This is a genomic window from Brevibacterium pigmentatum, from assembly GCF_011617465.1.
Classification (GTDB): domain Bacteria; phylum Actinomycetota; class Actinomycetes; order Actinomycetales; family Brevibacteriaceae; genus Brevibacterium; species Brevibacterium pigmentatum.
The window spans coordinates 2,502,380-2,525,119 of record NZ_CP050153.1 but is presented as its reverse complement, the minus strand read 5'-3'; the positions used below and the strand labels follow the sequence as shown (position 1 = coordinate 2,525,119).

Genomic DNA, 22,740 nt, shown 5'->3' with positions numbered 1-22,740 from the left:
CTGTGGACACTGACACCACAGCAGCACTGAAGAAGAGTCTCGGGATCGATATTGATCCCGAGACTTTTCGTCTCGCGCTCACGCACCGCTCATTCGCCTTCGAGGCCGGTGGCATCCCCACCAATGAGCGCCTCGAATTCCTCGGCGACTCCGTTCTCGGCCTTGTGGCCACTGAGTCGCTGTTCTACGACAACCCGGATCTGCCCGAAGGCCAGTTGGCCAAGATGCGTTCGGCCGTCGTCAACACGCGGGCGCTGGCATCGATCGCCCGCCGGCACGGAATCGGCGAGCACATCCTGCTGGGCAAGGGTGAGGAGCTGACCGGAGGCCGGAACAAGGACTCGATCCTCGCCGACACCGTCGAGGCCCTCATCGGCGCGACCTTCGTCTCCCGCGGACGCGAAGAGGCCTTCGCCTTCGTCCACCGTCTCATCGACGGAATGCTCGACGACGCGGTCAACCTCGGCGCGGGGATGGACTTCAAGACCACCCTGCAGGAGGCCGCTGCCGACCTCGACCTCGGCACCGTGAGCTACGAGATCACCTCGTCCGGGCCCGACCACGCCATGGTCTTCACCGCCACCGCGATGCTCGGTGCGAACAACTGGGGCGCCGGCGACGGATCCTCGAAGAAGGCCGCCGAAGCCGCGGCCGCCGAGGTGGCCGTCAAAGCCATCCGCACCATCTACCCGGACTACCGGCGCTGAGTTCGCCTCTGCCGGTGGGTCCATTGCTGGGGTCTTCTTCGCCGACAGGTTCTTCGCTGTGGTCTTCCTTGCTGACTGAAGGGGCGATGTCCTGATGCCTGAGCTTCCCGAGGTCGAAAGCGTTCGTCGCGGCGTCGACGAATGGACGGCCGGAACCACGATCACCGGCGCCGAGGTGGCCGATCCCCGAATTCTGGGCACGACGTCCCAGCGGCGCATCGATCCGTCCGCGGTCTCCGGGTTCGTTTCGGCTGTGACCGGGGCGCACATCCTTCGTGCCGAACGGCGCGGGAAGTTCATGTGGCTGAGCCTGGGGGAGGGGAATGCCGTCACTTCCGGGCAGTCGACGCCGAGGCCCGAACTCGGCATCCTCGTGCATCTGGGTATGAGCGGCCAGCTGCGCATCCACTCGCCCGGCGAGGAGATCCATCGGCACACTCGGGCGATTCTCCACCTCGACAGCGAACGCGAACTGCGCTTCGTCGACCAACGGATCTTCGGCCATATCGGCGTCCAACCTCTTGTGCACGGCTACGGTCGGCTCGTCCCCGCCTCGGCGGTGCATATCGCTGCCGATCCGCTCGAGCCCGCGTTCGATCCGGAACGGGTCGTGGCGGACCTGGCGAAGAAGCGCACGGCGATCAAGGCCGCGCTGCTCGATCAGACGCTCGTCAGCGGGATCGGGAACATCTACGCCGATGAGGCACTGTTCCGGGCGGGAGTCCACCCTCTGGCGGTGTCGGCGCGGACACGGAAGAGCCGCCTCGTCGAGGTTCTCGAATCCGCGACGAAGGTGATGAGCGATGCCCTGGCCGTGGGCGGCACGAGCTTCGACGCTCTCTACGTCAACGTCAACGGCGAATCCGGTTACTTCGACCGGGCTCTGCTCGTCTACGGGCGCGGAGGACAGGAATGCGTGCGCTGCGGGACGGAGATCGTCAAGATCACCGTCGGCGGGCGGGGCTCTCACTTCTGCCCGAACTGTCAGAAGCCGCCGCGGTACCGGTAACGCACCGCGGATCAGTCAACGCACCGCAGCTCCTAGTTCCTCCCATTCGCGGCGCTTCCTACCGTCAGTGCGCCATCATTCATCAACGGCGGCAATGTGCACCGCTGCATCGGGGTGACACGACACCAGTGGTGAAGGACTCCTGCGATCAGCGCATGGGGGAATGGGTCTGAGCGGACGCTCGTGCCAAATAGGCTTTGTGGCCGTCGATGAGGGCCCGTTGCGCCTCGGTGTGGTCGGGCGGCGCGAGTACGTTCGCGGGGTTCGTCGGAGACAGCCACAGTGAGTCGATTTCGACGATCCGACCGTCTCTGAGACCCGCGGCCGCCGCCAGCCGATAACGAGAACCAGGGGCAGGGATGAGGATGCGGTCGAGATCCCGCCACGCAATCCGTCGGGGTCTGCCGGTGAAGCCGCACCAGATGAACTCCTCGGGCGTGATCTCCAGCCGGGCGCGTGCACCCATGTGGAAATTCACCCACGCGCCGATGAGAAGGATGACCGGGCCGAAGAGGAAGATGAGAAGTATGGGATCGGCGAAGATCGCCAAGAGGATCACCGTGATGAACGCGAGTATCGCCATGACGACCAGCATCCAACCGATGAACTTCGAGATGTTCCCCTCGCGCCTGATCACTCTGTGCATCTGTCGACTTCCATTTCCTCAGAACTACCTGACGGCGGCCCAGCAACCTCGCGCGAGGTAGCTGGGCCGCCGTCAGGTAGTAGTCAATGCGTTTTAGGCCTTCGGGGAGTCCTCGTTCTTGGACTTCGTGTCCGACTCGGCCTTGTCCTTGTCCGCATTCTCGTCCTCGTCCTCGTCCTCGATTTCGAGTTCGGAGGTTTCGAGGCCGAAGACCTCGCCGTCGTACTCGTTGACCGCGGTTGCCACCGAGGACTCGAGCACGTGCGCGGCCAGCTGCTCCTGGATGATGAGCGGATCCTTCGACAGGTCCTTCCAGACAGCCACGCACAGCAGCAGCATGACGATGACGAACGGCAGGGCGGAGACGATCGTGATGTTCTTCAGCCCGTCGAGCGCCTCAGCGGGGTCAGTTCCACCCGCCAAGAGCATGACCGCAGCCACGGCACCGGTCGCGGTGCCCCAGAAGATCACGAGACCCTTGCCCGGCTCCTGCATGCCGTTGGCCGACAGGGTGCCCATGACGATCGACGCGGAATCCGCGCCGGTGACGAAGAAGATCGCAATGAGGATGACCGTGACGATCATGAGGATGATCGCGATGAGGTTCGGCAGAGGCAGAGCGCCGAGGAGGTCGAACAGGATCGTGTCCATGTTGATGTCCGGCTCGCCGTCGACGACCTTCGCCAGCGCCTGGACCGTGCCCTCGCCGCGCTCGGCGCGCTCCTGGATGCCGATGGCACCGCCGCCGAAGATCGCGAACCATATGGTCGAGACGACGGAGGGAACGATGAGCACGCCGGTGACGAACTGACGGACGGTGCGACCACGCGAGATGCGCGCGATGAACAGACCGACGAAGGGCGACCATGACACCCACCATGCCCAGTAGAAGACCGTCCACGACGACAGCCACTCATTGACGCCCTGACCGTCGGCGGCCGTCCGGGAGGCCAGCTGCGGCAGATCCTGGATGAACGCACCCACCGAGGAGGGGATGACGTTGAGGATGAACAGCGTCGGTCCGCCGATGAAGACGATGAGGGCGACGATGACCGCGAGCACCATGTTGATGTTCGACAGCCACTGGATGCCCTTCTCCACACCCGAGACCGCCGAGGCGACGAAGGCGGCGGTGAGGATCGCGATGATGATGACGAGGACCGGTGAGGAGACATCGGACATGATGCCTGCGGACTCGATGCCGCCGCCGATCTGGATGGCGCCCAAGCCCAGCGAGCAGGCCGAGCCGAACAGAGTCGCGAGGATCGCAAGGATGTTGATGACCTTGCCGCCGATTCCGTTGACGGCGCGTTCGCCGAACAGCGGGGTGAACATCGACGAGAACAGCTGCGAACGACCCAGACGGAACGAACCGTAGGCCACACCCAGGCCGACGATGGCGTACATCGCCCACGGGTAGAGCGTCCAGTGGAACAGCGTCGTGCCCATGGACGTGCCCATCGCCTGAGGCGTGGACCCGTCGACGGTGTTCGGGGGAGGCGACATGTAGAAGAACAGGGGTTCGCCGACCGCGGAGAAGACGAGGCCGATGCCCATGCCGGTGGCGAACATCATCGCGATCCACGAGGAGGTCTTGAACTCCGGCTTCTCATCGTCCTTGCCCAGCGGAATCCGTCCGAACTTGCTGACGGCGACGACGATGACGAAGATCGTGAAGACCGTGGCGGCGATGACGAAGAGCCACCCGAAGTTGTCCATCACGCCGGTCAGCAGCGTGCCCGCCACCGCACCGAGGCTGTCGGGGGAGACGAAGCCCCAGACGACGAACGCGACGGCCAGGATGCCTGCCGCAAAGAACACGACCTTGTCCAAACCTTCACGTTTGAAGGGCTTGAGTGCGGTCGTCGGATGCTTCAGGTGCTCGATGAGCTCCTGAGTCTTAGTGTGTTCACTGCTCATATGATCGGGCCGATCAGGCGCGGGTCCTCAGTGGAGCAGATGAGAACGGGCTGCCGCCTCGGCGTTCCTTCCTTGAATGGACTGCATCGGACAGGTGGCCGAAGGAATCCGAGCCGAGTGCACCCGAACACTTCTCACTCATGATCATGACAGAACACGGGCGAAGATGGTCGGAAATCCCTCTTCTCGGACCCCCATCGGTCGCCTTTCGCTGTGCTTCACCGCCCCACGGGGCGTTAAATGATGAGGGGCCCTGCCGCGCACGACAGGGCCCCTTCCAGCTCCCCCGGCTGGGCTCGAACCAGCGACCCTTCGATTAACAGTCGAATGCTCTGCCAACTGAGCTACGGAGGAAAACAGCGCAGTCGCCTACGCACGAGGAGAAACTCTACCAAAAGATTCGGGATCTTGCCGCCGCCTGCGGATATGCTGGGAGCCAATATGCATCTCAAAAGCCTGACACTGCGGGGATTCAAGTCCTTCGCCTCGGCGACGACCCTCCGATTCGAGCCGGGAATCACCTGCGTCGTCGGACCCAACGGCTCGGGCAAGTCCAACGTCGTCGACGCCCTGTCCTGGGTGATGGGCGAGCAGGGTGCGAAGAATCTGCGCGGCGGAAAGATGGACGACGTCATCTTCGCCGGAACCTCGAAACGTCAGGCTCTGGGACGCGCCGAGGTGACTCTGACCATCGACAACACCGACGGAGCCATCCCCGTCGACTACACCGAGGTGACCATCTCGCGGACCCTCTTCCGCACCGGGGGATCCGAATACGCCGTCAACGGTGCCCCGGCCAGACTGCTCGACATCCAAGAGCTGCTCAATGATTCCGGCCTGGGCAAGGAGATGCACGTCATCGTCGGTCAGGGCCGCCTCGACGCGATCCTCCACGCCGACCCGCTGGAGAGGCGCAGCTTCATCGAAGAGGCCGCCGGGGTGCTCAAACACCGACGGCGCAAGGACAAAGCGGTCCGCAAACTCACCGGACTGCAGACGAACCTCGACCGGCTCACCGACCTGCGCACCGAACTCAACCGCCAGTTGGGGCCCCTGGGGCGGCAGGCCGAAGCGGCAGCGAAAGCCGCGACCGTCCAAGCGACTCTGCGCGACGCCACCGCCAGGCTGCTCGCCGACGATGCCGTGCGGATGCAGTCTTCGCTCGCCTCATCCAGCGACGGCGAAGATCACAGCGACCGCATCGCCGAGCTCGACCACCGCCGCACCCGTACCGAGGCGCGACTCTCCGAGATCGAAGCCCGTCTGTCCGAACTCGACTCCGAACTCGAAGTCCAACGCACCGCGGAGTCGCGGACACAGACGCAGATCGTGCGCGCCCAAGGACTGAGCCAACGTGCCCAGGACAAACGCTCCCATCTGCTCTCCGAGGTCACGAGCCTGGGTCAGAGGGAAGCGAAGTCACCCGAAGAGCTGCGCGCACAGGCCGAACGGTTCCGCGGTGAGCTGGGCGACGCCGAGGCGGCCGTGACCGAGAAGACGACCGCACTCGAGGCCAGCCAGCAGCGGAAGGAAGAGCTCACCCAAGCTCTGAAGACTGCCGAGGACGAGGTCAAGGCCGCACAGATCGCCATCACCGAGGCGGTGAAGAACCGTTCGGCTCTGCAGTCGAAGCAGACCCAAGCGGCCGAGCGGATCACCGACCTCAAGTCTCGGATCGAAGCCAACCAGACGGAGATCGAAACCGTCTCCGCTCGCATCACCGAGCGCAGCCGGGAACTCGAAACCGCCGAGACCGGTGTCGAAGACGTCGAAGCCGGAGAGACCGAACTCGACTCCGCCTACGAGGCCGCGCAGGAGAAGCTCGAGAAGCTGGAGACCGAACGCACCGAGCTGCAGGAACAGCGGGCAAAGGTCGCCTCCGAACTGTCCTCGGCGAAGGCCCGCGCGGAGGCCCTGGCCCTGGGCACCGCTCTGGAAGCCGACCTCGAAGACATCGTCAATGCGGAGCTGCCGGGAGTTCGCACGGCCGTGACCGAACGGCTGAGCGTCGACCACGGGTTCGAGATGGCCGCGGCAGCGGCCCTGTCGACGACGGTGTCTGGTGTCATCGTCGATGACAGCGAAGTGGCGCTGGCAGTGCTCGACCACCTCGGCGAGGACACGAACGTGTCTCTGACGATCCCCGCCGGTGCCGAAGCATCGTCCGGGAAGGGCGGCGGGAGTGCCCTCGACGCACTGCCGACCCTGCCCGCGCTGCCTGCGGTGGAAGGCCTGCGCTGGCTCTCCGACGTCGTCGACAGCGACGTCCCCGAACTGCGCGTTCTGCTGGCCCGGGCGCTGAATGGTGTCGTCTGCGTCCCCGATGCGCGCACCGGAATCGAGCTGACGGAAGCTCGGCCCGAACTCACCGCCGTCACCGTCCACGGTGAAGTGCTCACCGCGACCCGGATCAGCCGCGCCCGGACCGCCTCGGGCACACGCCTGGCCTCGCAGACCGCGCTCGAGGACACTCATTCCCTCATCTCCGACCTCGAAGCTCGGGCGGGCAAGCTCGACGCCTCCTTGAGGGAACTCGAACCGCGCCTGACCGCGGCACGTGATGAATCAGCCGCAGCCCTCGATGCTCTTCACTCCTCGGATGCGAAGATCATGGCCGCGGCCGAGGAGGTCTCGCGCATCACCGGTGATATCGGTGTGGCCCGCACCCGTCTGCAGCGTGCAGAAGAGAATGCCACCGAACTCGAATCCCGCCTCGCGGCCGCCGAGCGCGACTCTCAGTCGGCCGCGGCAGCCCTGGCCGGAGCTGCCGAGGTCGACGAGGTCGTCGATACCGCCGCGCGGGACGAACTGAGCGCACAGGTCGCCCAATCCTCGGAAGACCTCGTCGAAGCCCGCATCAGCCACCGGTCGGCTGCCGACCGGGCCCGGTTCTTAGGCGATCGGGTGGACTCCCTCCTGCGGGCGGCGAAGGCCGAAGAGGCAGCGCGGGAGCAGGCGCAGCGCACGATCGCGAAGAAGAAGCGCGCGGCCGGCTCGGTGCAGCTCATCGCCGAAACCGCGGCCGAAGCCGCGGAGCTCGCCACCTCCACGGTGGCCGAACTCGGTGAGGCGATCCAGGTCCTCGTTGACGAACGCGGCGGTCTGCGCGAAGAGAAGGGCCGCCTCGGCGAGGAATTGGGGTCGACGCGAACCCAGCTGCAGAAGCTCAAGGACGCCGCGGCCGAAGCCGAACTCGCGAAAGAACGTTTCCGGCTTCGACTCGAGGAGATCGCGCACCGATCGGAGGAGGAGACGGGGCTGGGCATCGACCGTCTCATCGACGAATTCGGGCCGCATCTGCCGGTTCCGTCCTTCGACGAGGACGGGGAGGATCGTCCGTATGTGCGCGCCGAGGTGGAGAAGCGGCAGAAGCAGGCGGCGTCGCAGCTCAAGCGCATCGGCACGGTCAATCCGCTCGCGCTCGAGGAATACGAGGCGCTGAAGGAACGGCATCAGTTCCTCGAGAAGCAGATCGCGGACATCGAATCCTCGCGCAAGGACCTCATGCAGCTTGTCGAGGAGGTCGACCGGCACGTCGAACGCGTCTTCGCCGAAGCCTATGCGGATACGGCGCGGGAGTTCGAGGACATCTTCTCCCGCCTCTTCCCCGGAGGTGAGGGCGCACTGAGCCTGACGGACCCGAACGATATGCTCACCACCGGCGTCGATGTCCACGCCCGCCCGGCCGGCAAGAAGGTCAAACGACTGTCTCTGCTCTCCGGCGGGGAGCGGTCGCTAGTGGCCGTGGCCATGCTGGTCGCGATCTTCAAAGCACGGCCGAGCCCGTTCTACGTCATGGACGAGGTCGAAGCGGCACTCGACGATCTCAACCTCTCGCGTCTGCTCACGGTGTTCAAGGAGCTGCAGGACTCATCGCAGCTCATCGTCATCACCCACCAGAAGCGGACGATGGAAATCGCCGATGCCCTCTACGGAGTGACGATGCACGGCGACGGAGTGTCGAAAGTCATATCGCAGCGGATCCCGTGAACCACCGTCGATATTCCGGACGACGCACCTGAGGTCACGGGCCTGCCGCGGGAGCACAAGGCTGTTTGGCAGTGATGCCCAGGACAGTCCCAGGGAATTTTGCAACTGCCGTGCGGCGGGCGAGCACAATTGTCGTGGCCGAGGACTATAGACTTGGGCCGAGACACAGGTATTCGAAGAACGTGAGGAGCGAGACGTCCATGGCCGAGGCTGCTGTACTGCGAGGTGGCTCGAGGGCATGAATTCGGTACTTGTCGTCATCGTCGGACTCGCGATCTCCTTCGCCCTGGCACTCGTCGTCGTCCTCCTCGTGGCTCTGCCCGGCCTGCGCGCCGAAGGACGCCTGCGATACTCCTCCGACGTGCAGCGATTCCGTCTGCCGCCCGAGTGGACCGGCTACGACGACGAAGTCCACGAATTCTTCGGCCACGACGACGGCACCTCGCACCTGGCGACCAGGGAACAGGCGGCGGTGACCGCGATCCGCGATCACTCCTATGTGCTGCGCCCCCAGCCCCGACGCCATGCGGCCCCCTCGCTCATCACGGTGCGCCCGCGCACCCGCCACTGGAAGATCCCCGAGTCGGGAACCGGGTGGAAGACCACCGCCGGGCTGCTCTTCGGCAGCCGGGGGTCCTGACCTCAAGATCCACGCAGCCTCGAGTGGTCGGGGCCGCGGACAACGGAGATCGCGCCGTCTGATTCCGGCGCGCTCACCGCCACACAGACACCACCGGAAGAGTCCGGGAACTCGAGTGCCGGCGGCCCGAACGGCGGCACTCAAAGGAGGACGGAAGAACCATGGATCAGCCGATCATCTTGCTCATCGTCGCGGCGATCGTGTTCGCAATCGTCGTCGGCGTGGGCATCTCCCTGCGCGTCAACGCCCGCAAGAAGGGCCTCGACGACAAGCGCGGCATCGATGCGGAGGTCACCGGTGAGCTGAGCATCGATGACGTCGCCGAGGCGGTCGAGAAGGACAAAGCCGAAGCACGCGGTTCCGAGGTTCCCACCGAACCGGCCAGCCGCCTCGTCCGCCTGCGCGAACGCCTGGCGAAGTCGAATTCGGGGCTCGGACGCGGACTGCTCAACCTGCTCTCACGCGACAACCTCGACGAGTCCGCCTGGGAGGAGATCGAGGACACGCTCATCCTCGCCGACGTCGGTGTCGAACCGACGACCGAACTCGTCGACCGCCTGCGCGAACGCGTCAAGGTGCTCGGCACCCGGGACCCCGAAGAGGTCCGCGGCCTGCTGCGCGAAGAGCTCATCACACTCGTCGACCCGACGATGGATCGCTCCCTTGCCGACACCGGCAAGGGCGATGACCCCTCCGTCATCCTCGTCGTCGGAGTCAACGGTGCCGGGAAGACGACGACGGTGGGCAAGATCGCCCGCGTGCTCGTCGCCGAGGACAAGACCGTGCTGCTCGGTGCCGCGGACACCTTCCGTGCCGCCGCTGCCGAACAGCTGGCCACCTGGGGTGAACGCGTCGGCGTCGAAACCGTCCGGAAGGAAGAGGGCGCCGACCCTGCCTCGGTGGCCTATTCGGCCGTCGAACAGGGCCAGGCCGATGGCACCGATGTCGTCCTCATCGACACCGCCGGACGTCTGCAGAACAAGCGCGGACTCATGGATGAGCTCGGCAAGGTCAAGCGAGTGGCCACCCGCCCGCTGGGGGAGGGCCACGAGATCGACGAAGTGCTCCTCGTCCTCGACGCGACCACCGGACAGAACGGCATGCAGCAGGCGAAGGTCTTCGCCGAGGCGGTCGACATCACCGGAATCGTGCTCACCAAGCTCGACGGGACCGCGAAGGGCGGAATCGTCGTCGCCGTGCAGCGCGAACTCGGAGTGCCGGTCAAGCTCATCGGCCTCGGCGAAGGTGCGGACGACCTCGCACCATTCACCGCAGAAGGGTTCGTCGACGCGCTGCTCGACTGATTCCGCACACTGATTCTGCTGGGTCTCACCCTTGTCTCTGCTGGGTGGGGCCCGGCTCGTCATATGCACGAAACATGACCGAAGCATCACTGTGACATGTGTCATGGAAACTGTCTCTGCGCGGTTCGTTCAGGAACCGACACGGTTCGGTACGGAACCGACTTCGACAGATGGGAGACGACATGGAACTCGATGCAGTGAACGTATGGATGATGGTCGCAGCAGGGTTGGTCCTGCTCATGACCCCGGGTGTGGCGTTCTTCTACGGTGGGATGACGCGCATCACCTCGGCCATCAACATGATGATGATGGTCTTCTCCGCGATGGCCGTCGGCGGCCTCGTCTGGGTGCTCTACGGATATGGACTGAGCTCGGGTGATTCGATCGCCGGGCTCGTCGGCAATCCGCTGTCCCAGCTCGGACTCACCGGTGCCGTGGCCGATGATCCCGCCTCGCTGATCTCGATCGGCTACGGTTCGACGTTTGCGATGATCGCGATCGCGCTCATCGCCGGTGCCGTCGCCGACCGCGCGAAGTTCTCCACTTGGCTGGTCTTCTCCGCCGCTTGGGTGACCCTCGTGTACTGCCCGCTGGCGTTCATGGTGTGGGGCGACGGACTGCTCAGCGAATCCGGTGCGATCGGCAGGCTGTTCGGGCCCGCCATCGACTTCGCCGGCGGCACCGTCGTCCACATCAACGCCGGCATCTCGGCGCTCGTCCTCGTCGTCGTCATGGGACGCCGCGCCCGCTTCTCGGCCCCGCACAAACCGCACAACATCCCGATCACCGTGCTCGGAGCGGCCCTGCTGTGGTTCGGCTGGTTCGGGTTCAACGGCGGTGCCGCCTCGACGATCGAACAGGGCGGTCTCATCTGGATCAACACCCTGGCAGCACCGGCCGCCGGCATGATCACCTGGATCATGATCGAACGGCTGCGGGCCTCGCGACCGAGCAGCATCGGCAGCGTCTCGGGAGCGATCGCCGGCCTCGTCGCGATCACCCCGGCCTGCGCCAACGTCGACCCCTACGCCGCCGTGCTCATCGGCATCGCCGCAGGTGCGGGAGCGATCTTCGCCGTCGAAGCGAAGAACCGTCTGCGCTACGACGATGCGCTCGACGTGGTGGCCGTCCACCTCGTCGCGGGGATCATCGGCACCGTGATGATCGGCTTCTTCGCCTTCCCGCACGAGGATGGACCGGCCGGACTCTTCTACGGCGGCGGACTCGAACTCCTCATCGCACAGGTGCTCGCCTGCCTCGTGGCCATCGTCTTCGCCGGACTCGTCACGCTGGCCATCTCGCTGGTGCTGCGTTCGACGATGGGGCTGCGGATCGACCCCCGCGAGGAACTCGAGGGGATCGACGCCTTCGAGCACGCGGAGCAGGCCTACTCCTTCCGGTGACCGCAGGGCACTCCGCACCTCCGGCGGCCGGTGGCAGGTGCCTGCCGGGCAACGCCCCGAAGGTCGCTTGCCACAGGTCACTTCTCGGAACTCGTCATCATTGGCGGCAGCTCTTCCCCTTGCTGCTGCTTCCTACAGGCAGCTCCGCATCCCTCATCGGTCGCCACACATCACCCCGCTGCAACGAGGTGGTGTGTGACCACCGATGGGGGTGCCTGATTCTGGTCGGGAAAACGATGCCCGTGCATTGGCGTTTTCGCGACGTCAATACTCATCGACGCCACCTCAGCGCCGACCAGAGACACCTCTCCGGCGGGCGAGCATCACTCACCGCTGGCGGTATCTCCTACAGGCGCTCGGGGATCCCTCACCTTTCGGCGTAATCAGACTTGGTGCAACGCGAGGGTTTGCGACTGCCGGGATGATCTGCCAGTGAGCATCGGGTGAAGCACTAACGGTGAGGGGTGCCTGCCTCGGCGGCATGCTGAGGCGCCCGCCTCGCCGAGGTGACGTCCGAGGGTGGGCCGCCTCGGTGAGGGGGTTCAGGGTGCTTTGTCAGCATGCGCAGTTTCAGCCGGCCCCGGGTGAGTTGCTAGTCTAGAGAGTCGACCAAACCATCGTGAAGAAGGCTTGTACGTGTTTAACTCTCTGTCCGACAGGCTCACCGCGACTTTCAAGAATCTGCGCGGGAAGGGCCGGCTGTCCGAAGCCGACGTCGATGCCACCATTCGTGAGATCCGACGTGCCCTGCTCGACGCCGACGTCGCCCTGCCTGTCGTGCGTGCCTTCACCGGCCGGATCCGGGAACGCGCCCTGTCCGAGGAGGTCTCGGGCGCACTCAATCCCGGCCAGCAGGTCGTCAAGATCGTCAATGACGAACTCGTCGGCATCCTCGGCGGTCAGACCCGTCGCCTCAACTTCGCCAAGCGTCCGCCGACGGTCATCATGCTCGCCGGCCTCCAGGGTGCCGGTAAGACCACCCTGGCCGGAAAGCTCGCCCACTGGCTGAAGTCCGAGGGCCACCGGCCGATGCTCGTCGCGGCCGACCTGCAGCGTCCCAACGCCGTCAACCAGCTCCAGATCGTCGGCGAACGTGCCGGCGCCGTGGTCTACGCCCCGGAGCCGGGCAACGGTGTGGGCGATCCGATCCAGGTCGCCACCGATTCGATCGAAGTCGCGAAGTCCAAACTCCACGACGTCGTCATCGTCGATACGGCTGGCCGCCTCGGCATCGACGAGGAGCTCATGCAGCAGGCCGCGGACATCCGCACCGCGGTCAAGCCCGACGAAGTCCTCTTCGTCATCGACGCGATGATCGGTCAGGACGCGGTGAAGACCGCCGAGGCGTTCCTCCACGGCGTCGACTTCACCGGAGTCGTGCTCTCGAAGCTCGACGGTGACTCCCGCGGCGGTGCCGCGCTGTCCGTCGCCGAGGTGACCGGAAAGCCGATCATGTTCGCCTCGACTGGCGAATCGATGAAGGACTTCGAACAGTTCCATCCGGACCGGATGGCCGATCGGATCCTCGACATGGGCGACATCATGACGCTCATCGAGCAGGCCGAGAAGAACTTCGACGAAAAAGAGACCGAGAAGCTCAAGAAGAAGGTCGAATCCGGCGAGGACTTCGACCTCAACGACTTCCTCACGCAGATGGCGGGCCTGAAGAAGATGGGCTCGATGAAGAAGATGCTGGGCATGATGCCCGGCATGAGTCAGTATAAGGAGCAGCTGGCGAACTTCGACGAGCGTGAGGTCGACCGGGTCGAAGCGATTGTGAGATCGATGACACCCCAGGAGCGCTCCAACCCGAAGATCCTCAACGGCTCCCGTCGCGCCCGCATCGCCAAGGGCGCCGGCACCACGGTCACCGCGGTCAACCAGCTCATGGAGCGCTTCACTCAGGCGCAGAAGATGATGCGGTCGATGACCCGCGGTGGCGGCGGCATGCCCGGAATGCCCGGTGGCGGCGGGATGCCGCAGATGCCCGGAATGGGCGGAATGCCTGGTGCTGCGGGTGGAAAGAAGAAGAAACCCGCAGGGAAGAAGAAGGGCCGCAAGGGCGGTCAGTCGGGCAACCCGGCCAAGCGTGCGCAGGAAGCGCAGGCGCTGGCCGACAAGAAGGCGGGCAAGACCCAGGATCAGGTCGGTTCGGCCTTCGGCGGAGTCGATCTGGGCAAGGACGAGGAATTCGATCCGGCGAACCTGCCCAAGGGCTTCGGCGGAATCTTCCCAGGTGGCAAGAAGTAGCGCCTTCTGGCACAATTGACTCTTGTACTTTTGCTCTCGGTCCGGGCCCTCTCATCCGCGCCGAAGTGATAGTCCGAGCCGCGGCTTCCAGCAGATCAACCCCACGATTCTTCTGGTACAGCTGTGCACACAGAACACAAAAGGAGACACCACTAAAGTGGCAGTCAAAATTCGTCTGACCCGCATGGGCAAGATCCGTGCACCCTTCTACCGCGTCGTCGTCGCTGATTCGAAGACCCGTCGTGACGGTAAGGCCATCGAGCAGATCGGCATCTACCACCCGACCCGCGAGCCTTCGGTCATCGAGATCGATTCCGAGCGCGCTCAGTACTGGCTCTCCGTCGGTGCTCAGCCGAGCGACCAGGTCAGGGCCCTGCTCAAGCTCACCGGTGACTGGCAGAAGTTCAAGGGCGAGGGTGAAGCGGTCAACACCGTGAAGCCGCAGCCGGAGAAGGAAGCCTACGTGGCCCCCAACGCCGAATCGGTGATCAAGGAAGCCATCACGCAGAAGGGCGGCAAGTCCGCTGAGGCTGCCGAGGCTCCGGCCGAGGAAGCAGCCGAAGCCGCACCTGAGGCTGCTGAAGAAAGCGCTGAAGCCTGAGATGTTGCCTGATTCGCTCGAACATCTGGTCCGCGGAATCGTCGATCATCCCGACGACGTCTCCGTTCGTTCGCGTTCTTCGCAGCGCGGCACGACCCTCGAGGTCCGGGTTCACCCCGAAGACCTCGGTCGGGTCATCGGCCGTGCAGGCAGGACCGCCAAGGCCCTGCGCACCGTGATGAACTCGCTGGCCGGCCGTGAGTCGGTGCGAGTGGACCTCATCGAGGCGTAATTCCAACATCCGAGAGGGGATGCGGTGCATATGCGCCGCATCCCCTCTCGTGCATTCACTTACCAGTCGCCGACTACACTGGTGCCAGGACACGGCGGTCCGCCGGCTGAGCGCAAGCGCAGTCATCCGGAGGCATGATCGGCCGGACAGACAGAGACAGCAGACTTCGAGGAGCAGTATGGACACGGTGATCGCCCGGCTGGGCAAGCCGCACGGAATCAAGGGCGAATTCACCGTCGAGGTGCGCACCGACCGACCCGAGGAACGGCTCAACCCCGGAGCGACCTTCGCCACCGATCCCGACATCGGACCGCTGACACTGAAGTCGGCGAGGTGGCACCGCGACCGTCTGCTCCTGGCCTTCGACGAGGTCCCCGATCGCAATCGCGCCGAGGAGATCCGCAACACCCTCATCCTCGCCGAGGCGGACGAAGAGGAAGACGAATCCGACGCCTGGTACCTCGATGACCTCATCGGACTCAAGGTGTATGAGAACGACGCCCTCGTCGGCGAAATCGTCGACGTCACCAACGGCATCGCCCAGGATCTGCTCCACATGAAGCACACCGCCGGTCACGTCGTCCTCATCCCCTTCGTCAGCGCGATCGTGCCCGACGTCGACATCGACTCCGGCCGCATCAGCGTCACCCCGCCCGCCGGCCTCTTCGACGCCGAATGAGCGAACCGTCCCCGATGACCGACAACGACACCCCCACCGAGGCGGCCGGCCCGCAGATGTCGATCGACGTCGTCTCGATCTTCCCCGAATACCTCGCCGGGCTGCAGCTCTCGCTCATCGGCAAAGCCGTCGACCGCGGGCACCTGCGCCTGGATGTCCACGACCTGCGCGACTTCACCTTCGACCGGCACAACACCGTCGATGACTCGCCCTACGGCGGGGGAGCGGGAATGGTCATGAAGGCCGAACCCTGGGCCCTGGCCCTCGAGCACATCCTCACGGGACGGGGAAGCGCCGAGGATGGTGACAGCCCTGATCGCGGCCTGGTTGACGGTGCCGCGGCTGGACCCAGACCGACGCTCATCGTGCCCAGCCCCGCCGGGCAGGTGTTCGACCAGCGCATCGCCGAAGACCTCGCCGGTCGCGACCACCTCGTCTTCGCCTGCGGACGCTACGAGGGAATCGACCAACGCGTCATCGACTGGGCGGGAGAGCACTTTGACCTGTTGCCCATGAGCATCGGCGACTACGTCCTCAACGGTGGTGAAGTCGCCTCGATGGTGATGATCGAAGCCGTCAGCCGCCTCATCCCCGGTGTCATCGGCAATCCCGAGTCGCTGACCGAGGAGAGTCACGAAGACGGACTGCTCGAATACCCCATCTACACGAAGCCGTCGACCTGGCGCGGACGCGAAGTTCCCGAGATCCTGCTCAGCGGCAACCACGCCGCGATCGCACGCTGGCGACGTGACCGACGTCTCGAACGCACCGCCGAGGTCAGACCGGATCTGCTCGAGAAGCTCAATGACCTGAACAAGGACGATCTGGCGGCGCTCGAGCGGTTTGAGTCTGAGCGCTCAACCGTGACAGAATAGAGCGTCGCGTTTGTTGGCACTCACCTGCTTCAGGGGGATGAGTGCCCACGGTGGCCCGTCGCTTCGATCGGCGGGTCGAAGGGGAGAGATCCCGACAGACGATCCAGCTGCCGGTTCACCGGTCCGATATGCGTGTCCTCGACCTGAAGCAGAGGCCACAGGAGAAACCACAATGCAGAAGCTCGATGTTGTAGATGCAGCCTCGCTGAAGTCTGACGTTCCCGAATTCCGTCCGGGCGACACCCTCAACGTTCACGTCAAGGTGATCGAAGGTTCGCGCTCGCGTATCCAGGTCTTCAAGGGAATCGTCATCCGTCGCCAGGGCGACGGCGTCCGCGAGACCTTCACCGTTCGTAAGATCAGCTTCGGCGTCGGTGTGGAGCGTACCTTCCCGGTGCACTCGCCCAACGTCGACAAGATCGAGGTCCTCACCCGCGGTGCCGTGCGCCGTGCGAAGCTGTACTACCTGCGCGAACTGCGCGGCAAGGCTGCTCGCATCCGCGAAAAGGCCTGATTTGCCCGGCGCTGTGGGAGATGATCACACGGTGCCGAACAGACATGAAGACGCGACCTTCGGGTCGCGTCTTCTGTCTTCGGCACGGTTCTGGAAGACGATCGCGGCGATCGTCGTCATCATCGTCGTCCTCGGCGGATCGATCCGCGGATTCGTCATCCAGCGCTTCACCATTCCGAGCGCCTCGATGGAGCCGACCCTGAAAGTCGACGACTCGATCACAGTGTGGCGACCGGACGCCCTGCGCGGAGAACTCCAACGCGGAGACATCGTCGTCTTCGACGGCCGCGGATCGTTCGTCGACGATGCGCTGCCCACTCCGCTGCAGAAGATCGGATCCTGGGTCGGACTCGGCCCCCGTGACGTCTACTACGTCAAACGCGTCATCGCCGTCGGCGGTGACACCTTGGAGTGCTGCGACGCGAAGGGGCGTCTGCTCCTCAACGGCAAACCTTTGAACGAAGACTATGCCCCCACCCCCGCCTCGGCAGTGGAGTTCTCCATCGAAGTCCCCGAGGGCACGATGTGGGTGATGGGCGACAACCGCAATGACTCCGCCGATTCGCGGTCGCTGTTGGGACGGCCCGGTGGGGGATACATCCCCACCGACCGGGTCATCGGCCCGGTCATCAGGCACGGTTCCTCGATCGACTGAGCGCCCGCCTCGGCGAGGGCGATCGTCCTCGACTGAGTGTCTGTGAGGAGTTCTGAGCGTTCGCACGGAACTGCATTGCGGCTGAGTGTTCGGCGACAGTTGTGCTGATACGCTCGGTTCAGTCCACAGCCGCAGTCCTGGTCCGATGTGAAAGCGAACGAATGACAAGCGAATCCGAAGCTTCCCCGCCATCCACCTCGAAACGGTTTGCGCGCGGGCTGCTGGAGACCCTGGCGATCATCGTCGTCGCCCTGCTCATCTCGACGGCGCTGAAGACGTGGGTCGTCCGCGCTTTCTACATTCCGTCCGAGTCCATGATGACCACCCTCCAGGTCGATGACCGGGTGCTCGTCAACCAGATGGCGCACCGCTTCGGACCCGCTGATCGCGGCGACATCATCGTCTTCGACGACCCGGATCATTGGCTCTCGGCCGCCGAGACCGCCGAGTACACACCGAACCCGATCCTCGAATTCATCGGCCTGGCGCCCTCGGATTCGGGAAATCAGCTGATCAAACGCGTCATCGGCGTCGGCGGTGACACGATCAAGTGCTGCGACGCCGAAGGCCGCCTGATGGTCAACGGCGAACCGATCGACGAGACCTACCTCGATGAGGGCACCGCACCCTCGGACGTCGAATTCGAAGTCACCGTGCCCGAAGGCCACTACTGGGTGATGGGCGACAACCGCAGCAACTCGGCCGACTCGCGGTATCACACGGACACGGACCCCTACGTTTCCGAAGATGACGTGGTCGGCACCGTGTTCCTCATCAACTGGCCGTTCAAGCACTTCAGCTGGGTCTCGACCCCCGATGAGGTCTTCGCGGACGTTCCGGACACCCCAGCAGGAGTCACCGGGAACTGATGGCTGCACGTGGACTGACCGACCTCAGCGTCGAACGAGGACTTCTCAGCGAGGGATTCGACTTCGTCATCGGTGTCGACGAGGTGGGCCGCGGGGCGCTGGCCGGACCCGTCAGCGTCGGTGTCGCCCTCTTCGACCTGCGCGCTCTCATTGCCGCCGAGGTGCCCGCCGGCATCCATGATTCAAAGCAGCTGAGCGCGCAGTCGAGGCAGGAGGCCACTGATCGCGTGCGATCGTGGGCGACCGCCGCGGCAGTGGGGTCGACGACCCCCGCCGAACTCGACGAGGTGGGGATGACGATGGCGCTCAACCTCGCCGGACGTCGCGCCATGCTCTCGATGCTCGGCGAATGGGTGGGCGCAGGGTCCGCCGCCGGGTCTACCGGGAACGCTCTGGCCGGTTCTGACGGCTCCGGCGGTTCCGAGGGGAGCGGGGAAGCCGCCTCGGCGAGGGGATTTACGGAGCGGACGATGGTCCTCCTCGACGGTCGCCACGATTGGCTCTCGGCCCCACTCACCCTCGACACCTTGGGGATATTCGGTGACTGTGCCGACCTCGAACTGCCGCCGGTGCGCACCGTGGTCAAAGGCGACGGCTCCGTTCCGGCGATCGCGGCAGCGAGCATCGTGGCGAAAGTGGCACGCGACGAGACGATGATCGCGCTGGCCGAAGCCCATCCGCACTATGGTTGGGAATCAAACGTCGGATACGGGACGGTGAAGCACCGGCAGGGCATCACCGAACTCGGACCCAGTATCCACCACCGGAGAAGCTTCCGCCTGAGCGTGGACACAGGAGCGAAGGAGGGCCTGTCATGAGTGCCGATGATCTTGACGACTACGAAGCACAACTCGAGCTTGCGCTGTACAAGGAATACCGGGACGTCGTCGGGCTCTTCGCCTATGTCGTCGAGACCGAACGCCGGTTCTACCTGGCCAACCACGTCGACCTCAAGGCTCACAACGACGCCGGCGACGTGTACTTCGAACTCACCTTGCGCGACGCCTGGGTCTGGGACAGCTACCGGTCGTCACGGTTCATCAAGACCGTGCACGTGCTGACGTTCAAGGACGTCAACATCGAGGAGATCGCGAAGTCCGATCTCGAACCGCCGACGGCCATCCGCGGCTGAGGCACTCCTGCGCCGATCGCTGTGGACGTAGCCGTGACTTGACCGTCAGCAGCCTGTGGATGAGCAACGCTCTTCCACAGGCCGTTTTTCTGTTCTTCCCCTGATTACTGTCACCGTGTTCATCTGACCGACATGGGACGGATACGAACACCTGGTCGGACACGCACGTCTGGTCGGACACGCACGGGGAAGAACACGAGGACCACCAAGGGCCTGCGCAAGCAGGCGCTCGGCAGCAGTGGAGAGGACCTCGCCGCGGAGTTCCTCGAAGACGCCGGTCTGGTCGTTCTCGAACGCAACTTCCGGTGCGCTCGAGGTGAGCTCGACATCATCGCCCGCGACGGTGACACCGCGGTATTCGTCGAGGTGAAGACGCGGCGCACCGCAATGCTGGGATCACCGTTGGAGGCCGTGACCCGCACAAAGCTTGCCCGGATCCGCATACTCGCAGGGATCTGGCTGAGCGGTCAAGACGAATACTTTCCCTCAACGCGCATCGATGCGCTTGGGATCATCATGGAACCGCGCGTTCAGTACTTCCACTGCCCGAACATCCAGGTCGACTCATGAGTGAGGAGACACCGGGTCGGGAGGATCCCCCGGTCGATCTGCCGGAGCCGATCGAGCCAGCCGAGGCCGACGATGGCGAACCCACATCCTCGGCGCATATCATCGGGCGGGCCTCTGCCGTGGCACTGTGGGGGCTGACCGGGAAGATCGTGTCGATCGAAGCCAGCGTGAGTGCCGGACTGCCGGGAATCGACATCGTCGGATTGCCGGATGCGTCGGTGAGCGAATCACGCAAGCGACTGCGGGCAGCCCTTGCCTACCTCGGGAAACCCGTCGCCACCGAACACCTGACGATCAACCTCACCCCTGGAACAGTGCCGAAGATCGGCACCGGATTCGACCTCGGCATTGCCGTCGCCGTGCTCAGAGCACTGTCGCTGATCACCGATGACGACACCGGTGCCGTCATCCACTGCGGTGAGATCGGGCTCGACGGCAGGATCCGTCCCGTCACCGGCGTGCTCCCGTCCCTGCACACCGCGCTGCAGGCCGGATTCGATCGTTTCGTCGTCCCCATCGGCAATGCCGACGAGGCACGGCTCATCGGACGGGCAAGAGTGCTCCCGGTCGCCTCTCTGGCCGAAGTGGTCAATGTCTGCGGAGGATCGATGGCCGTGCCCGAACTGCCTCCAGTCCTTGAAATGGACCGACCTGTTCCCGTCTCCCCGGAACTCCACGATCTCTCCGAAGTCCAGGGACAGGCCGAAGGGCGTTTCGGTCTCGAAGTCGCCGCCGCGGGCGGCCATAACCTGCTCATGCGCGGCACGCCCGGAGCCGGCAAGACCCTCCTGGCTCAATGCCTGCCCGGAATTCTGCCGCCGCTCGACGATGAGGAAGCCGTCGAAGTCGCCACAGTCCGCTCCCTGCGCGGAGAACTCGACGGCAGCGACGGACTCGATCACCGGCCCCCGTTCGAGGCGCCCCATCACCGCAGCACCGCCTCGGCGCTCATCGGCGGACGCAGACCCGGAACGGTAGGAGTACTGAGCCGCGCCCACCGCGGGGTTCTGTTCATGGATTTAACTTGCGCAGTTGGAACACGTGTTTGACGTGTGTGAGGTAGCATGAGTCACACTAGTCTCCAACTAGGCGGATACCCGTTCGCCTGGTCGGTCCGCCGCTGAGCGCTATTCCACTAGCGCGAAGGCGGTATTAATCATGCAGTTGATCACAGGTGTGACTCGAGTACAGCAAGTCGGAAACATAGACTTGGGCTATTCGTACACGGTTGTCGATTCTTCCGGAAAAGTGCATTCTGATGCCGAGGAATTTCTAAGAAGATATTCTTCGGGAACGGCGCGGACTTATGCGTATTTGTTAGTCAAACACCTGCGTTGCATTGAAGCATGGGGAAAGAACGTCCGCGAAATCGAGAACCCTGATCTTGAACGCTACATGTTTCTTTTGAAGCGCGGAGATTTGCCCTATTCCAAAGGGGTGCCCTCGACCTCGACCATTAATGTCAGTGCTACGTGTCTGTCGGAATTTTACAAGTATTTGATTGCAACTGGTCGAAGTTCCGCCTCGCTTTCCAAGTCCTCTCCGACGTATGAAACGAGAAGTAGGATCGATAGGAAGATGTTGGGGCATCTGAGTCGCCCAGCTGTGCGTCTTTCCGCTTTGAAGGGTGTACGAAACTATACTGTTTCTCCTTCGTGGGTATCAGATTCGGAGATTGATTCACTTCTGGCGGTTGCAGCAAATCCCCGCGACAAGCTCATAATTGTATGGTTGCGTGACGCTGGATTTCGGGTGGGCGAGATTTGCGGAGTCAAATATTCAGAGATACATCTGCAAGATGACGCTCCATGTGGAGATTGCGATTCTCCTCACGTGCATATTTGCCATAAAGAATATGCGCCCAATAGGGCGAGGGTAAAGGTGAAGCATGCCTGGTCTACCAAAAATGGAATAGTCCAAGGCGGTCAAGTGCGGCGGGTTAGCCCAGACATGGTTCATGCGTACTTTGATCTTCAAACTTCCGAATGGGCTAACACGAGTGGATTTCTTCTCAGGAGGATGGACAACAAAAATCTAGGCGAGCCAATCGGCACCCACGGCGTTAGGGGCGTTCTTAGGAGGCTCTGCCGAAGAGCTGATCTCCGTGAGGTTAACCCACATGAGTTTCGGCACAGATTTGCTCATCGTGTGTTAGAAGCGTCGCAAGATACGCATATTGCGAGTGCGGCAGGCGGTTGGCAAAGCGCCCAGATGGTGGAACAGGTGTATGGTCATCCGGATTTGGGGAGTTCAGTCTTTGAAGCCGCTCTAGCGGAAGTGTGGAACACCAATGCATAACAATGGTACGAGCCAGTCGAGGGCCCTGCCGGACGTTAGTCCCACAGAGACCAAGATACTGAAGCTGAAGGCGGTCGAACTTGACTCGCACCTTTTGGCCGAAGTGATCAGCTTCAAAGGTGATGCGCCGCCGTTTTATTGGTGTTGCATCGTTGTGGGGTGCTCATCCAAGCGGGTAGCTAGTAACAAGCTTTGTCACACCCATTTGCGAGAATTTCGTCGAACTGCGGGATTCGACAGTGAGATCAAATTCGCTGAGAGCGCGCAGAATCCTGTCACAGGACTACGACTTACCGGACAACCGTGCAGAATCTGTCCTGGACGTCCAACTGACGGCAAGAAGTCGGAGGTGTGCCTTCGACATCGATGGATTCTGCAGCGCTCAGGGATTGATTCGGACGATATCGAGGCGTACGAGCGGTGGTTGAGTAGTCAATGCGCTCTCC

Annotated in this window: 21 protein-coding genes and 1 tRNA gene; 19 read left to right on the top strand and 3 right to left on the bottom strand. The window is 63.8% G+C overall.

What is annotated here, in order from left to right:
• The first annotated feature begins 2 nt into the window (after positions 1-2).
• Both rnc and mutM read left to right on the top strand, forming a co-directional pair.
• Positions 3-707: a ribonuclease III gene (gene rnc, locus GUY30_RS11355; protein WP_167197498.1), complete on the top strand. Its 705-nt coding sequence runs from the start codon at positions 3-5 to the stop codon at positions 705-707.
• 94 nt (positions 708-801) lie between these two features.
• Positions 802-1,716, top strand: coding sequence for a bifunctional DNA-formamidopyrimidine glycosylase/DNA-(apurinic or apyrimidinic site) lyase (mutM, locus tag GUY30_RS11350; protein ID WP_167197495.1), 915 nt, complete (start codon positions 802-804; stop codon positions 1,714-1,716).
• 148 nt (positions 1,717-1,864) lie between these two features.
• Here mutM and GUY30_RS11345 read toward each other — a convergent pair whose 3' ends face one another.
• The 3 genes from GUY30_RS11345 to GUY30_RS11335 form a co-directional block, all read right to left on the bottom strand.
• A complete protein-coding gene (locus GUY30_RS11345; protein WP_167197492.1) occupies positions 1,865-2,362 on the bottom strand; it encodes a hypothetical protein in 498 nt (165 codons plus the stop codon).
• A 93-nt stretch (positions 2,363-2,455) separates the two neighbouring features.
• Positions 2,456-4,282 carry a BCCT family transporter gene (locus GUY30_RS11340; RefSeq protein ID WP_228281270.1) on the bottom strand — a complete coding sequence of 609 codons (1,827 nt, stop codon included), beginning with the start codon at positions 4,280-4,282 and terminating at the stop codon, positions 2,456-2,458.
• A gap of 281 nt (positions 4,283-4,563) precedes the next feature.
• Positions 4,564-4,636, bottom strand: a tRNA-Asn gene (locus GUY30_RS11335).
• A gap of 87 nt (positions 4,637-4,723) precedes the next feature.
• Between GUY30_RS11335 and smc the strand changes: the two genes are divergently transcribed.
• The 17 genes from smc to GUY30_RS11250 all read left to right on the top strand — a co-directional run bounded on the left by smc (position 4,724) and on the right by GUY30_RS11250 (position 22,294).
• Positions 4,724-8,272, top strand: a complete 3,549-nt coding sequence (gene smc, locus GUY30_RS11330; protein WP_167197489.1) for a chromosome segregation protein SMC — start codon at positions 4,724-4,726, stop codon at positions 8,270-8,272.
• Between the two features lie 238 nt (positions 8,273-8,510).
• Positions 8,511-8,912, top strand: a complete 402-nt coding sequence (locus tag GUY30_RS11325; RefSeq protein WP_025777325.1) for a hypothetical protein — start codon at positions 8,511-8,513, stop codon at positions 8,910-8,912.
• 161 nt (positions 8,913-9,073) lie between these two features.
• Positions 9,074-10,216 carry a signal recognition particle-docking protein FtsY gene (ftsY, locus tag GUY30_RS11320; protein WP_167197486.1) on the top strand — a complete coding sequence of 381 codons (1,143 nt, stop codon included), beginning with the start codon at positions 9,074-9,076 and terminating at the stop codon, positions 10,214-10,216.
• Positions 10,217-10,398: 182 nt separating this feature from the next.
• The gene (locus tag GUY30_RS11315) at positions 10,399-11,619 is read left to right on the top strand and encodes an ammonium transporter (protein ID WP_167197482.1); all 1,221 of its coding nucleotides are present in this window, start codon (positions 10,399-10,401) and stop codon (positions 11,617-11,619) included.
• 636 nt (positions 11,620-12,255) lie between these two features.
• Positions 12,256-13,869 (top strand): signal recognition particle protein, encoded by a 1,614-nt coding sequence (gene ffh / locus GUY30_RS11310; protein ID WP_167197479.1) that lies wholly within the window; start codon positions 12,256-12,258, stop codon positions 13,867-13,869.
• Positions 13,870-14,026: 157 nt separating this feature from the next.
• Positions 14,027-14,470 (top strand): 30S ribosomal protein S16, encoded by a 444-nt coding sequence (rpsP, locus tag GUY30_RS11305; protein ID WP_167197476.1) that lies wholly within the window; start codon positions 14,027-14,029, stop codon positions 14,468-14,470.
• 1 nt (position 14,471) lies between these two features.
• On the top strand, positions 14,472-14,702 hold the full coding sequence (locus GUY30_RS11300) for an RNA-binding protein (protein WP_039210974.1): 231 nt from the start codon (positions 14,472-14,474) through the stop codon (positions 14,700-14,702).
• 178 nt (positions 14,703-14,880) lie between these two features.
• Positions 14,881-15,381 carry a ribosome maturation factor RimM gene (gene rimM / locus GUY30_RS11295; RefSeq protein ID WP_167197473.1) on the top strand — a complete coding sequence of 167 codons (501 nt, stop codon included), beginning with the start codon at positions 14,881-14,883 and terminating at the stop codon, positions 15,379-15,381.
• A gap of 56 nt (positions 15,382-15,437) precedes the next feature.
• The gene (trmD, locus tag GUY30_RS11290) at positions 15,438-16,256 is read left to right on the top strand and encodes a tRNA (guanosine(37)-N1)-methyltransferase TrmD (RefSeq protein ID WP_167200938.1); all 819 of its coding nucleotides are present in this window, start codon (positions 15,438-15,440) and stop codon (positions 16,254-16,256) included.
• Positions 16,257-16,428: 172 nt separating this feature from the next.
• Positions 16,429-16,770, top strand: a complete 342-nt coding sequence (rplS, locus tag GUY30_RS11285) for a 50S ribosomal protein L19 (protein ID WP_025777317.1) — start codon at positions 16,429-16,431, stop codon at positions 16,768-16,770.
• 31 nt (positions 16,771-16,801) lie between these two features.
• Complete coding sequence (lepB, locus tag GUY30_RS11280) at positions 16,802-17,425, top strand: signal peptidase I (RefSeq protein WP_167197470.1); 624 nt, start codon at positions 16,802-16,804, stop codon at positions 17,423-17,425.
• 161 nt (positions 17,426-17,586) lie between these two features.
• On the top strand, positions 17,587-18,294 hold the full coding sequence (lepB, locus tag GUY30_RS11275) for a signal peptidase I (protein WP_167197467.1): 708 nt from the start codon (positions 17,587-17,589) through the stop codon (positions 18,292-18,294).
• Complete coding sequence (locus GUY30_RS11270; protein WP_167197464.1) at positions 18,294-19,112, top strand: ribonuclease HII; 819 nt, start codon at positions 18,294-18,296, stop codon at positions 19,110-19,112. Before lepB (GUY30_RS11275) ends, GUY30_RS11270 begins: the two co-directional genes overlap by 1 nt.
• Complete coding sequence (locus GUY30_RS11265; protein ID WP_135810242.1) at positions 19,109-19,426, top strand: DUF2469 domain-containing protein; 318 nt, start codon at positions 19,109-19,111, stop codon at positions 19,424-19,426. Before GUY30_RS11270 ends, GUY30_RS11265 begins: the two co-directional genes overlap by 4 nt.
• A 132-nt stretch (positions 19,427-19,558) precedes the next feature.
• Positions 19,559-19,996, top strand: a complete 438-nt coding sequence (locus tag GUY30_RS11260) for a YraN family protein (RefSeq protein ID WP_167197461.1) — start codon at positions 19,559-19,561, stop codon at positions 19,994-19,996.
• Positions 19,993-21,045, top strand: coding sequence for an ATP-binding protein (locus GUY30_RS11255; protein WP_228281268.1), 1,053 nt, complete (start codon positions 19,993-19,995; stop codon positions 21,043-21,045). Before GUY30_RS11260 ends, GUY30_RS11255 begins: the two co-directional genes overlap by 4 nt.
• Positions 21,046-21,154: 109 nt before the next feature.
• Positions 21,155-22,294: a tyrosine-type recombinase/integrase gene (locus tag GUY30_RS11250; protein WP_167197457.1), complete on the top strand. Its 1,140-nt coding sequence runs from the start codon at positions 21,155-21,157 to the stop codon at positions 22,292-22,294.
• The last annotated feature ends 446 nt before the right edge of the window (positions 22,295-22,740 follow it).